Genomic DNA, 14,397 nt, shown 5'->3' on the forward strand with positions numbered 1-14,397 from the left:
CTCCCCCGGCCCTACCGGGCCTCGGGCTCGGCAGGGCGCGGGGCTGTCGTCGCCTCAGGGCCGGTGGCCCGTCAGAGTCGCAGGTGGGCCGGGTCTGCCGCCTCGGCCATCACCCGGGCCCCCTCGTCGTTGAGTTGCAGATGGTCGCCGGAGTCGTAGGCCGGGAGGATCCGTTCGGGGTGGGACGGGTCCGCGACGGCCGCCGCCACGTCCGTCACGGCGTCGAAGACGTCGGTCGTCCGGATCCAGTCGTTGACCTGGCGGCGTACGGCCTGGCCCTCCTCCGAGTCGTAGCCCTCGTAGACCGTGCCGGCGTAGGGGCCGATCGTATGGGCGATGACCCGCAGGCCGGCCTCGTGCGACCTGCGGGCCAGTTCCGTGTAACCGGCGATGAGGTCGTCGGCGGTGGGCAGCGGCAGCGGTGCGGCCGGGTCGAGGTTGCCGGGGGTGCCGAGGTCGTTGAGGCCGAAGTTGAGGATGACGTGGGTGACGCCGGGGACGTCGAGGACGTCGCGCCGCAGCCGGGCGAGGCCGTGCTCGCCGATCTCGTCCGTCAGCAGCCGGTTCCCCGAGATGCCCTGGTTGACCACCCAGCCGTGGGACAGCCGGCGGTTGAGGTGGTCGGGGAAGCGCGCGTCGGCGCCCGGGGTGGTGCCGGCGCCCTCCAGCCAGGAGTCGCCGAAGGCCACGGCTATCGCGGTGCCCGCGGGGGCGAGGACGTCGACGCCGGAGACGAAGTACCGGGACGGCTCCAGGGACTCCGCGCCTTCCAGGGCGGCGGCCGCGGTCACGTCGCCCGGTGCCGCGAAACCCGTCTCGGAGGCGACCACGGAGAAGGTGGCGAGCCCGGTGTCGTCGGGGAAGTACAGGCTGAGCGCGAACCGGTCGCCCGCGGCCACCGCGCCGGCCACCGGGTCGCTGACGGCCTCCTCGCCGGCCGCGAGGGTGAACGTCTCCCGGCCGCCGAAGGTGAGGGGCACGGACGTTCCCGGATCGGCGCCGGAGCCGCCCGTGTGTCTCGCCCAGCGCGCGGCGCCGACGGTCAGCGGCTCCTTTCCGAACCTGTTGCTGAGGCGGACGCGGACGGCCTCGCCGCCGCCGTTCAGCCGGATGACCTGACGGACCGTCTGGTCGGCGAAGGCGCGGGACGGGAAGAGGACGTAGCTCTCGTACGGGCTGACCACGGCGGAACGGAAACCGGCCACCCACTGCGTATGCGTTGTCATGACCGGTTTGAACAGCCGCCTCGGTGATCTTGTTCCCGGCATGCCGCCCTCGTCCGCGCGGGTCAGTCCGCGGCTCCGTCGAAACGGGCGCGCGCCGCCAGGACGTCGTCCATGTTGCTCTCGGCCCACGCCTTGATGGCCCGCATCAGCGGCACCAGGGTCTCGCCGAGCGGCGTCAGGGCGTAGTCGACCCGGACCGGCACCGCCGGGGTGACCGTCCGGGTGAGCAGGCCGTCCCGTTCGAGGTTCCGCAGGGTCTGCGTCAGCATCTTCTGACTGACGCTCACCAGGCGGCGGGCGAGGTCGGAGTAGCGCTGCGGGCCTTCGGCGAGCGCGTTGACGACCAGGCTGACCCACTTGTCCCCGATGCGGTCCAGCAGCTGCCGGGCGGGGCACTCGGCCAGGTAGGCGTCGTACGCGGCCCGCGCCTCGACGGCCGCGTTCGTGGTCGTGGCCGTGCTCGTGGTCGTGGTCCCCATGGCTCTCCTTCGGGTGCGGTGGCCACTGTGAAGTGCCTTCTTCCTCAGAGAGAGTAACTCTCCCTAGGGTCGTGACCGTTCAGCCGAACGCGAGAACGGAACGGAAGGTGTTCGAGGATGCGGGCGATCGTCGTACGGACGGCGGGTGGACCGGAGGCCCTGGAACTCGTCGAGGTGCCGATGCCCCGGCCGGGTGCCGGGCAGGTGCGGGTGCGGGTCGAGGCCGCCGCGGTCAACCCGGTGGACGCGCTGACCCGCGCCGGGACCCTGGCGGCGGCGGGGCTGGTGGCACCGCGAGAGGTCACCGGCATCGGATGGGACGTCGCCGGGCGCGTGAACGAAGTCGGCCCGGGCGTCACGGAGTTCGCCCCGGGCGACCGGGTCATCGGCCTGCGGGACCGGCTCGACCTCTCGCTCGGCACCTACGCCGACCAGGTCGTCCTGGACGCGGCCGCCGTCGCACCGGCCCCCGCCCGCCTCCCGGCCGCCGAGGCGGCCACCCTGCCGCTGAACGGCCTGACGGCCGACCAGGCCCTGGACGCCCTCGGCCTGGCCGCGGGGGCCACCCTGCTGGTCACCGGGGCGGCCGGCGCGGTGGGCGGCTACGCCGTGGAACTGGCGGCCGGGCGCGGGCTGCGCGTGGTGGCCTCCGCCGGGGAGGAGGACGAGGCGTTCGTCCGCTCGGTGGGCGCCGAGTGGTTCGTCCCGCGCTCGGCCGACCCGGCGGAGGCGGTCCGCGCCCTCGTCCCCGGCGGCGCGGACGCCGTCCTCGACGCCGCCGTACTCGGCGTGGCCGCCCTGGGGGCGGTCCGCAACCGCGGCGCCTTCGTGTCCGTCGTCGGCGGCGCGGCGCCGACCCCGCTGCGCGGCATCGCCGTCACCGAGCTCTGGGTCGCGGCCGACGCCGCCGGCCTCGCCCGGCTGTCCGCCCTCGCCGACACCGGCCGGCTCACCCCCCGCGTCGCCGGCGTCCTCCCGCTCGCCGAGGCGGCGCGGGCCCATCACCGGCTGGCCGAGGGCGGGCTGCGCGGGCGACTGGTCCTGACGCCCTGACGGGTGGTCTCCTGCCGCTGCCGCCGCGGTACCCGGCGGCGTGAGGGCGCCACTCGCCGGCTCCCGGCTCCCGGCTCCCGGCTCCCGGCTCCCGGCTCCCGGCTCATGCTCCGGCTCCGACGGCGCGGCCGGCCCCCGACCCGTCCACCCCCACAGCCTCCCGAAGCGCGCCTGTCCATACGACTTCCGGCAGTTCCGGCGCGCTCCGCCGGCCGCGTACGGTGCGTCGGGTGTACGGAACGACGACGATCGACAAGCCCCCGCTGCTCCGCGACCCGGGAACGGTGCTCGCTCCGGCCGCCGTGCTGGCGGCCGGGATGGGGGCCGACTCCCTGTGGTGGGCGCTGCCGGGGGCGGTGTGCGCCTTTCTGGCGGGGCACCGTTCGGGGCGGACGTGGCCGATGGCCGCCGCGCTCGGCGGGCTGGTGGCGGCGGGGGCCGTGGCGGTGCTGGCGGTACCGGCCCTGTTTCCGCTGGGGAGCGTGTTCATCACGCTGGTCGTGGGGGCGGCGCTGCTGCCGTGGTTCGCGGGGCGGGTGTGGCGCCAGTACCAGGAGCTGGCCCGGGCGGGCTGGTCGCGGGCCGAGCAACTGGCGCGCGAGCGGCGGCTGGTCGCCGAGCAGGCCCGGTTGCGGGAACGGGCCCGGATCGCGCAGGACATGCACGACGCGCTGGGGCACGACCTGAGTCTCGTCGCCCTGTCGGCGGGGGCGCTGAAGCTGGCGCCCGGGCTGGCGGAGGCGCACCGGGCGGCGGCCGAGGACGTCCGGGCCCGGGCGGCGGCCGCGGTGGAGCGGCTGGGCGAGGTCATCGGCATCCTGCGGGAGGACGCGGACCGGGCCCCGACCGGGCCCGCGGACTACGGCGTCGAGCGGCTGGTGGCGAACGCCGCCGCCTCGGGGCTCGCGGTGACCTCGCGGGTCGAGGGGGGCGGGGACGGCGCGGACGGGGTGCCGGGCCCGGTCGAGCGGGCGGCCCACCGGGTCGTCCAGGAGGCGCTGACGAACGTGGTGAAGCACGCGCCGGGCGCGACGGCGGAGGTGCGGGTGGTGCACGGGACCGGTGAGACGGTGGTGTCGGTGCGGAACACCGCGCCGCCGGCGGCCGCGGAGGGGCTCACCACCGGGGGCCGGGGGCTCATCGGGCTGGACGAGCGGGTCCGGCTGACGGGTGGTGAGCTCCGCCACGGCCCGGACGGTGCCGGCGGTTTCACGGTGACGGCCCGGCTGCCGCACGCGGCGCCGCCGCAGCCGGCCGCGGAGCTTCCGGCGGCGGTCCCGCTGCCCCCGGAGCACCGGCGGGCCCGTCGCCGGGCGGGCCGCACCCTGGCCGCCGCGGTCACCGTGCCGGTGCTGGCCCTGGCCGTGCTGAGCGGTGGTCTGACGGTGTGGGGCTCGCTGACGGTCACGGACTCGGTGCTCGACCCCGGCGCCTACGCGGCGTTGCGCGTGGGACAGAATCGTTCCGATGTGGCGGCGCTGCTGCCGAAGCGTCAGCTGCCCTACCGGCCACGGGCGGCCGAGCCCAAGGGACCGGGGGTCGAGTGCGAGTACTACGCGGTGACGGCCGACCGTTTCGTGGACGCCTCGGGCGACGCGTACCAACTCTGCTTCCGGGACGGCCGGCTGGCGTCCTTCGCGGTGCTCCGGGGGTGAGCGCGGGATGAACGAGACGGACGAGACGATCCGTGTACTGATCGCCGATGACGAGCCGATGATCCGATACGGGGTCCGGGCCGTCCTCTCCACCGACCCCGGGCTCGACGTCGTCGCGGAGGCGGCGGACGGGCGCGAGGCGGTGGAGCTGGTCCGCCGGCACCGCCCCGACGTGGCCGTCCTCGACATCCGGATGCCGGGCACGGGCGGCATCGAGGCGGCGGCCCTGATCCGCGAGGCCGTACCGGGCACCGGGGTCGTGATGCTGACGACGTTCGGCGAGGACGACTACATCCTGCGGGCGCTGTCCGGCGGCGCCACCGGCTTCCTCGTCAAGTCCGGCGCACCCGAGGAGCTGATCGCGGGGGTGCGCGCCGTGGCCGAGGGCGCCGCCTACCTGTCACCGAAGGTGGCCGCCCGGGTGGTCGCCCACCTCGCCGGCGGCGGTGCCGGGGCCGCCGCCGGCCGGCGCGCCGCCGCCCGGGAACGGGTGGCCGCCCTGACCGCCCGGGAACGGGACGTGCTGGCCCACCTGGGCGCCGGGCTGTCCAACGGGCAGATCGCCCGGCGGCTGCGCGTGGTGGAAGGCACCGTCAAGGCGCATGTCAGCTCCATCCTGGCCCGGCTGGGGGTGGACAACCGGGCGGCCGCGGCCGTCGTCGCCCATGAGGCGGGGATGAGCGTTCCGGACGGTGCGGTCCGGGGCGGGATGGGGGAATTCCGTTCCTGAGCCGGTGGGGTGCGGGGCCGAGCCGGGAAGGTGCGGTGCCGAACCGGGGACATGCGGTCCCGGACCGGGGACATGCGATCCCGAACCGGGGAGATGCGGTCCCGTGCCGGTGAGACCCGCCCCCGAGCCGGGGAAGTCCGGCTCTGCGCCGGAGCGTCGGTACTCCCGGCCGGACTGCCGCGGCCCGGGGCCGGAGGAGCCGGGGGCCGCGCCGGGCAGATCCGGGGCCGTGTCCGACAAGGCCGGTGCCGTGGCGGGCAGTTCACGCCCCGGGCCGGGCTGCCACCACCGCGTCCCCGGCAGCCCCGGCCGGGAGAGCAGCCGGACGGCAAGCGGCCGCAGCGCGAGGTGGGCCGCGGCGGCGACCGCCGCGCCCAGCACCGCTCCCGCGAGGACGTCGTGCGGGTAGTGCGCGCCGACGGCCACCCGCAGCACAGCGGCGAGGACGCCCACCGGCAGCGCCACGGCGGCCAGCCGCGGCCGGGCCGCGGCGACGCCCACGGCCAGTGCCGCGGCGAGGGTGGAGTGATTGCTGGGGAAGGACCAGTCGCCGGGCGGCGGGCAGGTGTCGACGGTGCCGACGCCGCGCAGGGCCCGGCACGGGCGCTCCTCGTCGACGGCCTCCTTCAGCAGCTCGCTGACCGCGTAGGCGGCGACCGTGGCGGCGCCGGCGAGCAGGACGGCGGCGAGCGCCGGGACGTCGCGGCGGCGCAGCGCGGCCCAGCCGGTCCACAGCAGCAGCAGTCCCAGGACGACCAGGGTTCCCTCGGTGGCGAGGGAGAGCAGTGTGCCCAGGGTCCCGGGCGCGTCCCCCGCCGCGCCGGCGACGGACCGGTAGAGGGAGGCGGAGGGGCCGCCGGTGACCTCGGTCCGGCCGTTCGGTCCGGGTCCGCCGGGTGCGGCCCAGGTCAGTACCCCGGCCGCGGCGGCCAGGACGGCGAGGGCGCCGAGCGGCCGGGCGGTGCCGCCGGGGCGGTGGTGTCGTGTGGTGCGTTCCATACCGCCGGACGTTAGGGAGCGCGGGCGGCGGGCACCCGGCCCGAAGGTCGGGGTCGGCCCCTGACCTTCGTCAGGGGTGGACCCGGAACCGTCCCGGAAGAGCGGCCCGCGTCCCCCTGTTGCACATGATGTGCACCTACGATGAACGAACAGCAAGATCACCGCCACCGCACCGCCGAGGCCGGCACGACGAAGGGACCCGTGAGCGCGACCGTGCGTACCGCCGACATCCGTACCCGTTTCCTGGACTACTTCGCGGCGCGCGGCCACACCGTCGTCCCCAGCGCCCCGCTCCCCACCCCCGATCCGACGCTCCTCTTCGTCAACGCGGGCATGGTGCCCTTCAAGCCGTACCTGACCGGTGAGTCCCCGGCCCCCTGGCAGCGGGCGACGAGCGTGCAGAAGTGCGTGCGCACGCTGGACATCGAGGAGGTGGGCCGCACCACCCGGCACGGCTCGTTCTTCCAGATGAACGGGAACTTCTCGTTCGGCGACTACTTCAAGGAGGAGGCCATCGGCTTCGCCTGGGAGCTGTCGACCGCGCCCGTCGCGGACGGCGGCTTCGGCCTCGACCCCGCGCGGATCTGGGTGACGGTGCACCACTCGGACGGCGAGGCGCGGGGCATCTGGCGCCGGGTCGCGGGCCTGCCCGACGAGCGGATCGTGGCCCGGGGCGACGAGGACAACTTCTGGTCCATGGGCGTCCCCGGCCCCTGCGGGCCCTGCTCGGAGCTGTACTACGACCGGGGCCCGGCGCTGGGCCCCGAGGGCGGCCCGGCGGTCGACGAGGACCGGTACATGGAGTTCTGGAACCTCGTCTTCATGCAGTACGAACGGGGTGAGGGCCCCGGCAAGTCCGGCTACCCGATCGTCGGCGAGCTGCCCCGCCGCAACATCGACACCGGCATGGGCCTGGAACGCATGGCGACCCTGCTCCAGGGCGTCGACAATCTCTACGAGACGGACGAGACCCGTCCGGTCCTCGACCGCGCCGCCGAGCTGGCGGGCGTCCGCTACGGCGCCGACGCCGAGGCGGACGTCCGGCTGCGCGTCGTCGCCGACCACGTCCGCACGGCGCTGATGCTGCTGGCCGACGGCACGGCGCCCGGCAACGAGGGCCGCGGCTACGTGCTGCGCCGGATCCTGCGCCGCGCGGTCCGCTCGATGCGGCAGCTCGGCCACCAGGACCGGGCGCTGCCGGAGCTGCTGCCGGTGGCCCGGGACCTCATGGCCGTCAGCTATCCCGAGGTGGCCGAGGGGTTCGCGCGCATCGCGGACCAGGCGTACGGCGAGGAGGACGCCTTCCGGGACACCCTCAAGCAGGGCACCACCGTCCTGGACACGGCCGTCGCCGAGGTGAAGGCGGCGGGCGGCCGGTCGCTGCCGGGCCGGCAGGCGTTCCTGCTGCACGACACCTACGGGTTCCCGATCGACCTGACCCTAGAGATGGCCGCCGAGCAGGGCGTGGAGGTCGACCGCGAGGGCTTCACCGCGCTGATGAACGCCCAGCGGGAACGGGCGCGCGCCGACGCCCGGGCCCGCAAGTCGGGTGCCACCGACACGGCCGCGCTGCGTGCGGTCCTGACCGAGCACGGGCCGACGGACTGGCGGGCGTGGGAGACCCTGGAGACCGACGCGCGCGTCCTCGCCCTCCTCGGCCCGGCCGGCCCGGTGCCGGTGGCGCGCACCGGCGACGTGGTGACCGCCGTCCTGGACCGGACGCCGTTCTACGCCGAGTCCGGCGGCCAGGACAGCGACGCGGGCCGGCTGTCCGGGGCGTCGGTGGAGGCCGACGTCCTCGACGTGCAGCGGCCGCTGCCGGGATTGGTGGTGCACCAGGTGCGTGTCACCGCCGGTGAACTGGCCCCGGGCGGGGCCGTCCGCGCGGCGGTGGATCCGGAGTGGCGGCTCGGCGCCCGCCAGGCCCACTCGGGCACCCATGTGCTGCACGCCGCGCTGCGGCAGATCCTGGGCCCGACGGCCCTGCAGTCCGGTTCGTACAACCGCCCCGGCTACCTCCGGCTGGACTTCCCCTGGCGCGGCGCGCTCGGCCCGGCCGTGCGCGGGGACGTGGAGGAGGCCGCCAACCGGGCGCTCCGCCGCGACCTGCCGGTGGACGTCCGCTGGATGACCCTGCCGGAGGCGAAGGAGCTGGGCGCGCTCGCGCTGTTCGACGAGACGTACGGGGAGCGGGTGCGCGTCGTCGAGATCGGCGGGGCGTGGTCGCGCGAACTGTGCGGCGGTACGCATGTGGAGCGGTCCGCGCAGATCGGCGTCCTCTCGCTGACCTCGGAGTCCTCGGTCGGCGCGGGCATGCGCCGGCTGGAGGCGGCGGTCGGCATCGAGGCGTTCGACCACCTGGCCCGGGAGCGCGACCTGGTCGGCCGGATCGCCGAGCAGCTCCAGGCGCCGCGCGCCGAACTCCCGGAGCGGATCGCCGCGTTGCTCGACCGGATGAAGGCCACCGAGCGGGAGAACCAGCGGCTGCGCGACGAGGCGACGGCGGCCCGCGCCGCCGGACTGGCCGGCACGGCCGCGGACGTCGCCGGGACGGCCGTGGTGACGGCCACCGCCGACGGCGGCGCGGACGCGGCCCGGTCCCTGGCCGTCGCCGTCCGGGGCCGCCTGTCCGCGAACCGGCCCGCCGTGGTCGCGGTCGGCGGGACGGCGGGCGGCGGCGGGATCGTCGTCGTGGCCGTCAACCGCGCCGCCCGGGACGCGGGTCACTCGGCCTCCGACCTCGTCAAGCGCCTCCTCGACGGACGCGGCGGCGGCTCCCCGGACCTGGCCCAGGGCGGCGGGCTGCCGGCGCGGCGGATCGCGGAGGTGCTGGAGGAGCTGCCGGGGCTGGTGGCGTCCGCCGCCGGGTGAGCGGGGGCGCCGCAGGGCGCGCCCGGGCCGGACAGGTGGACGAGTGAGCGGGTAGGCGGGTGAACGGGTGGACGCGTGAGCGGCGGGCTGCGCCGGCCGTTCGCCCGGGCGCCGAGGCGCATGCGCCGGCGCGGCCTCATGGACCGGCCGTCGAAGGACCGGCCTTTGAAGGGCCGGCCGGCCACGGGCCGTCGGCCGTGAGCCGGCCCTCCGCGCCACCGGGGACCCCGGGCCGGGCCCGGGCCACCCGGCACCGATACTGGGGACATGTCTCCGCTGCCCCCGCCGTCCCGGTTCCAGGACCCGCTGTTCACCAAGCACGGGTTCTCCGACCTGGTCCTCGTGCACTGTCCCCGGTGTGCGAAGGTCGCCCGCATCATCGCGGCCCCGGAGCTCCCCGACGACGCGGAGCCCCGCGCGTCGCAGCCCCACGGGCTGCCGGAGCGGCGGCTGGTTTGCCGTGCCTGCGGTCTGACGCGCCGGCACGAAGGCCCGACCGTCTACCGCTGGTGCGAGACCACGGACCCGTACTTCCGGCTGCCCCTGTGGCTGCGGACGGAGACCCGGCACGGCCCGCTGTGGGCGTACAACCTCGAACAGCTCGATCTGCTCCGGCGGTTCGTGGGCGCGACGCTGCGCGAGCGGCCCCCGTGGTACGAGCACCACCGGAAGATGACGTACATCGGCCGGCTGCCCGCCTGGATCAAGCGGGGGAAGAACCGCGACGAGATCCTGCGGGCGATCGACCGGATGCGGGCCTCGCTCGTGGAGTGACGGCCCCGACCGCCCGTCAGCGGGCCGCGGCTTCCAGGCGGTAGTCGACGGCGGTGGAGAAGGAGCCCGAGGAGCCCTCGAAGCGGAGGGTGTGGGTGCCCGCGGAGAGGGGCCCTGCCTGGATCCACAGGCCGCAGGACAGGGAGCCGGAGCCCGTCCCCTTCACCGGGGTGCCCGTGAGGCGCTCCGGTTCCAGGGCCTTGCCGTCCAGGGTGGCGGTGCCCTTCGCGGTGGCCAGGAAGGCGTCGCAACCGCTCTTGGAAGCGATCTGGTTCACGAGCGGGAACGCGATCGGGACGCCCGTCGGCACGTGGCAGGAGCGCTTGGCCGGGCCGCCATGGGTGCCGGCCAGGAACCAGACGTCGGTCGCCTGGTTTCTGCCGCAGAGCCGACCGTCCCGGTCGTCGATCGGATTCGCGCCCTGCGGGTCCGCCTCCGTCCAGTTCCACCAGCGGTTCTGCAGGTCGGCGGCGGACAGCTTGGCCGGCGTGCCGTCGCTCTCCCCGTCCCCGGAGGACGAGGAGCAGGCGGCGGTGAACAGCAGCGCGCCGGCACCGAGGAGGAGGGCGGTGGAACGTATCAATCGCATGTGCGAATAGTACGAGGGCCCAGGACGACGAGAGGGCACCCGCCCCCGGCCGCCTCGCGGAGACGACCGATGCCCGGGCCGTTCGGCGGTCTCACTCGCGCTGTTCGGACAGGCCCTTGATCCACGTGGGTAGCTTGCGCGCCGGGCGGGGCCCAGCCGCACCTAAACGGGGGAGCTCCAATCGATCGCGCACCCGTCCCAGCCCTCGGGGAAGGCATCCGGCTGCGTCTGCGCGAAGGCGGGGAACCGCTCGCCGCCCTCGTCTCCCAGACGGCCCCTGACCGGTAGGCCGGCTCGTAGAACGGCGTCGGACGCTGCCGCGCCGCCGCCGAGGAGGAGGACGGGAGGGCCCCGGAATCCGGTGGATGCCGGGGGCCACCACCCCCCGTAAACCGGAGGCTGCCCCCATTCCTGGCGGACGGCGGCCGCCCGTACCGTCAACCCATGGCACTTCAGAGCGAGTTGCATGAGTTGCATGAGTCGCACGGGTCGAGCGACGGTGGCGGCGGGCGGGACCGGTCCGGGCCGTGTACCTACGTACTCGTCCACGGCACGCACAGCGCGGGAGCGTACTGGCTGCCCGTCGCGCAGGAGCTGAGCCTGCGCGGCCACCGCGTCGTCGCCGTCGATCTCCCCCTGCACGGCTCGCAGGCCTTTGTGCCGGAGTCGTACCAGCGGCAGGATCTCGCCGCGATGGCCACCGAGCCGTCGCCGGTCGCGGCGCTGGGCCTGGACGACTACGAGCGGCATGTCACGCGCGTCGTGCGCCGGGCGGCCGCGCACGGACCCGTCGTCTTGGCCGGCCACAGCCTGGGGGGTGCCACGGTCAGCCGCGTGAGCGACGCCGTGCCCGAACTGCTGCACCACATCTGCTACGTGGCGGCCTTCTGCCCCAGCCCCGCCCTGCCGACCCCCGACGCCTGCACGGCGGCCCCGGAGAACGCGGACGCGCTCATCCCGCTCGGCCAGATCATCGGCGACCCCGAACGGCTCGGCGTCCTGCGCCTCAACCCCCGTTCGGGAGACCCGGGTTACCTCAAGGCGCTGCGGGAGATGATGTGCGCGGGCTATCCGGACAACGTGTTCCGCCAGCGCCTTGGCAGCATGCAGACGGACGAGTCGACCACGGCCTACGCGGGCCGGGCCGTGGGCCGGACGGAGACCTGGGGGCGCCTGCCGCGCACCTATCTCCGCTTCGGCAAGGACCGGACGATCGCCACGAGGCTCCAGGACCGGATGATCGCGGAGGCGGATGCCCGCACGCCCCGCAACCGCTTCCACGTCCACGACTTCCCGGCCGCGCCCCACATCGGCCCGCTCGACCCCGCGCCGGTGGCGGACGCACTGGCGGCGCTCGCCCCGTAGACGACGCCGGGGCGGGGGCCGCTCGGCCGCCGCGGCGCACCCGGGCCGCGTCGGCGAACCGGGCATGGATCAGCGCGGCGCGCCGTACGGGCCGTCCCCGATGACGTCGACGAACCGGGGGGCCGGGCCGAGCCCGTGGCGGCCGAGGGCCACTCCGGAGCCTGTGTGGCCCGCGTGGTCGTGGATCGGGGGGGGGACGGCGACGGGGTCCCGGTACGGCGGCGGGAGCGGGGGGACGCGGGCGACGGTGCCGACGGCGGCCCGCCCACCACCAGTTGGCGGCACCGGGGGCCCGACGCTCATTCCTCCAACCAGAAGCCGGCGCGGGTGCGCCACAGGTCGAACAGGGCCGCGTCGCCGAGGACTTCGACGGTCCCCTCCGGAACGGGCCGCCGGTAGACGGCCAGCAGGAGGTCGCCCGGCGTGCCGCGCACGGTGACCGCGGCGGGCTCGGCGGCGCGGCGCCGGACGGGGGCGTCGCCGGTGAGGTCGATCAGCCACTCCCCCAGCGGGTCCGCCGCCGTGCCGGTGGCCTCGAAGCGGAGGGTGCGGGCGGGCCCGAGCAGGTCGGGGGCGCCGGGCCGGGGCCCGTACGCCTCCGGGAGCGCCGCGAAGGCCGTCCACTCATCCAGCGCGTCGAGGGCGACCGCGTCGTCGAGGGTGTAGCGGACGCCGGCCGCCAGGGCCGCGTCCGCCCGGTGCACGGCCGTCTCGTGGGCCATCCGGCGGGCCCAGAAGCCCGTGGTCACGACGGGGCCCGGGGACCACACGGCCGTGTCGGGGCCCGCCTCGCCCAGCGCCTCGGCCAGCCGCTCGGCGGCCCGGGCGAGCTCCGCGGCCAGCGTGACCGGGTCGTCACCGGGGCGGGGCTCGACGTCGTCGACGATGTCGTGGGGCACGGGCTCCGTGGCCCGGCTCGCGACGATGGTCCCGGCCCAGGTCAGGGCGCCGGTGACATGCCGGAGGAGGTGGGCGACGGTCCAGCCGGGGCAGGACGCGACGGGCGCCGTCAGCGGGACACCGTCGACGTGGGAGAGCAACCGCCCGGCCTGCCCGGTGATTTCGGCGCGGTGGCGGTCGAAGGTCAGGACGCTCATGGGTGCACGATAGTGAGGCGGGACGGCGCGAGGACATCCGTTTTCCCCGGCCGCCGAGCGGTGCCCGGCACCGTACGCCCCCGCACGGCGGGCGCCCGGGCGCCGGGGAGTGTAAGCAGGAGACATGCGCCGCTCGCACGGACCGTCCGGTGCCGGGCCGGCCCGGCACCGCCGTCATACGCTGCTGGCCGTGCCGCTGGCGCTCATCGCCGTCATCGTGGTGGTCGACCTGCTGTCCGGCCCGGACGTCCACCTCGGCCCGCTGCTGGTGGTCGCCCCGGCGATCACGGCGGCGTTCGCCGGGCCGCTGGTCACGGGCGCGGTCGGAGCCCTGGCCGTCGCCGCGCAAGTGGTGATCGGGATCTTCCACGGCGGGCTGACGACCTTCAACCACGAGGCGCAGATCATCGGCCTGTTGCTGATCTCCGCCGTCGTGGTGGTCTTCCGCTACGCGCACGAGCGGCACGAGCGGGAGCTGGCACAGGTCCGGCTGGTGGCCGACGTCGCCCAGTCCGTGCTGCTCCGGCCGCTCCCGGCGCGCAGCGGGCCGCTGCGGATGGCCGCGGTGTACGGGGCCGCCGCCGCGGAGGCGAAGATCGGCGGGGACCTCTACGCCGCCGTCCGCAGCCGGGAGGGAACGCGGGTGCTGATCGGGGACGTGCGGGGCAAGGGGCTGGACGCGGTCGGGGACGCCGCCCTGCTGCTCGGCGCCTTCCGGGCCGCCGCGCACCGCGACCCGCCACTGCCCCGGCTGGTCGCCCACCTGCAGAACACCGTCTACTGGGACACCGTGGAGCCTGCGGACGGCGGATCCGCGTCCTCATCGACGTCCGCGTCCACGTCCTCATCCACGTCCGAGACCTTCGTGACCGCGGCGGTCCTGGAGTTCCCCGACGCCGAGCCCGTCGTCCGGGTCATCAACTGCGGCCATCCGCCGCCCCTGCTGCTGCGCGGCGGCCGGGCCGTCCCGCTGACCGTCCGGGACCCGGCCCTGCCGCTGGGCCTGGGCGGGGACGTGTCGGAGGACGACTACGCGGCCGAGTCCTTCGGGTACGGTCCGGGCGACGTCCTTCTGCTCTACACCGACGGCGCGGTGGAAGCCCGGGACGCCGAGGGCCGCTTCTACCCGCTCGCCGAGCGGGTGGCGGGCTGGCGGGAGGACGATCCACGGCGGCTGGTGGACCGCGTCTACAAGGATCTGCTGGCGCACGCGGGCGGTGCGCTGGACGACGACGTCGCCCTGATCGCCGTCGCACGCGCGGGTTGAGCGGGCGCCGGCGGGGCGGCGGCCGGGCGGCGGTCACGGTCCGGGAGTGGCCCGGGGGCGGCCGGGCGGCGGCCGTACCGGGCGATCGGGCGGCGGCCGGCCGGCAAGGCAGCGGCCGCATGATCGGGCAGCGGACGAACGGCGACCGCCGCCACACCATCGGCCCGGCCCGGGGGCGGGGCCCCCGCGGCGGCGCCCTCGCGAGGCCGCGCGCTCCGCTCGTCCTTTAGGGGTCGGCGCCGGGGAGCCGGGAGCCTGGCGGGGGGACGGCTGCCACTCGGAGGGACAGCCA

At 76.0% G+C, this 14,397-nt stretch carries 12 protein-coding genes and 1 pseudogene; 7 read left to right on the forward strand and 6 right to left on the reverse strand.

What is annotated here, in order from left to right:
- Window positions 1–71: 71 nt before the first annotated feature.
- Entirely contained in the window at window positions 72–1,226 is a 1,155-nt protein-coding gene (locus tag K7I03_RS01125) for a GDSL-type esterase/lipase family protein (RefSeq protein WP_185944994.1), read from the reverse strand.
- A 62-nt stretch (window positions 1,227–1,288) separates the two neighbouring features.
- Entirely contained in the window at window positions 1,289–1,705 is a 417-nt protein-coding gene (locus K7I03_RS01130; protein ID WP_185944995.1) for a winged helix-turn-helix transcriptional regulator, read from the reverse strand.
- A 117-nt stretch (window positions 1,706–1,822) separates the two neighbouring features.
- On the opposite strand from K7I03_RS01130, the gene K7I03_RS01135 reads away from it, so the two are divergent.
- The 3 genes from K7I03_RS01135 (at window position 1,823) to K7I03_RS01145 (ending at window position 5,143) form a co-directional block, all read left to right on the forward strand.
- Window positions 1,823–2,758 (forward strand): NADP-dependent oxidoreductase, encoded by a 936-nt coding sequence (locus K7I03_RS01135; protein WP_185944996.1) that lies wholly within the window; start codon window positions 1,823–1,825, stop codon window positions 2,756–2,758.
- A gap of 230 nt (window positions 2,759–2,988) precedes the next feature.
- Window positions 2,989–4,413, forward strand: coding sequence for a sensor histidine kinase (locus tag K7I03_RS01140; RefSeq protein ID WP_185944997.1), 1,425 nt, complete (start codon window positions 2,989–2,991; stop codon window positions 4,411–4,413).
- A gap of 7 nt (window positions 4,414–4,420) precedes the next feature.
- Window positions 4,421–5,143: a response regulator gene (locus K7I03_RS01145; protein WP_185944998.1), complete on the forward strand. Its 723-nt coding sequence runs from the start codon at window positions 4,421–4,423 to the stop codon at window positions 5,141–5,143.
- A gap of 264 nt (window positions 5,144–5,407) precedes the next feature.
- Here the strand turns inward: K7I03_RS01145 and K7I03_RS01150 are convergent.
- A pseudogene (locus K7I03_RS01150) lies at window positions 5,408–6,142 on the reverse strand (phosphatase PAP2 family protein); the annotation flags it as partial.
- 213 nt (window positions 6,143–6,355) lie between these two features.
- Here K7I03_RS01150 and alaS point away from each other — a divergent pair.
- Both alaS and K7I03_RS01160 read left to right on the forward strand, forming a co-directional pair.
- Entirely contained in the window at window positions 6,356–9,013 is a 2,658-nt protein-coding gene (alaS, locus tag K7I03_RS01155; RefSeq protein ID WP_185945095.1) for an alanine--tRNA ligase, read from the forward strand.
- Between the two features lie 267 nt (window positions 9,014–9,280).
- The gene (locus tag K7I03_RS01160) at window positions 9,281–9,787 is read left to right on the forward strand and encodes a hypothetical protein (RefSeq protein WP_185944999.1); all 507 of its coding nucleotides are present in this window, start codon (window positions 9,281–9,283) and stop codon (window positions 9,785–9,787) included.
- 16 nt (window positions 9,788–9,803) lie between these two features.
- Here K7I03_RS01160 and K7I03_RS01165 read toward each other — a convergent pair whose 3' ends face one another.
- Entirely contained in the window at window positions 9,804–10,376 is a 573-nt protein-coding gene (locus K7I03_RS01165) for a signal protein (protein ID WP_221903446.1), read from the reverse strand.
- Between the two features lie 444 nt (window positions 10,377–10,820).
- On the opposite strand from K7I03_RS01165, the gene K7I03_RS01170 reads away from it, so the two are divergent.
- Complete coding sequence (locus K7I03_RS01170) at window positions 10,821–11,741, forward strand: alpha/beta hydrolase (RefSeq protein WP_185945000.1); 921 nt, start codon at window positions 10,821–10,823, stop codon at window positions 11,739–11,741.
- Between the two features lie 69 nt (window positions 11,742–11,810).
- Here the strand turns inward: K7I03_RS01170 and K7I03_RS01175 are convergent, their stop codons facing one another.
- Window positions 11,811–12,044 (reverse strand): hypothetical protein, encoded by a 234-nt coding sequence (locus tag K7I03_RS01175; RefSeq protein ID WP_185945001.1) that lies wholly within the window; start codon window positions 12,042–12,044, stop codon window positions 11,811–11,813.
- Complete coding sequence (locus tag K7I03_RS01180) at window positions 12,041–12,838, reverse strand: maleylpyruvate isomerase family mycothiol-dependent enzyme (RefSeq protein WP_185945002.1); 798 nt, start codon at window positions 12,836–12,838, stop codon at window positions 12,041–12,043. The genes K7I03_RS01175 and K7I03_RS01180 overlap by 4 nt, the downstream gene beginning before the upstream one ends.
- A gap of 124 nt (window positions 12,839–12,962) precedes the next feature.
- Here K7I03_RS01180 and K7I03_RS01185 point away from each other — a divergent pair, with 124 nt between their 5' ends.
- Window positions 12,963–14,105, forward strand: coding sequence for a PP2C family protein-serine/threonine phosphatase (locus K7I03_RS01185; protein ID WP_185945003.1), 1,143 nt, complete (start codon window positions 12,963–12,965; stop codon window positions 14,103–14,105).
- Window positions 14,106–14,397: the final 292 nt, after the last annotated feature.

The sequence above is a fragment of the Streptomyces mobaraensis genome (assembly GCF_020099395.1).
In the GTDB taxonomy this organism is placed as follows: domain Bacteria; phylum Actinomycetota; class Actinomycetes; order Streptomycetales; family Streptomycetaceae; genus Streptomyces.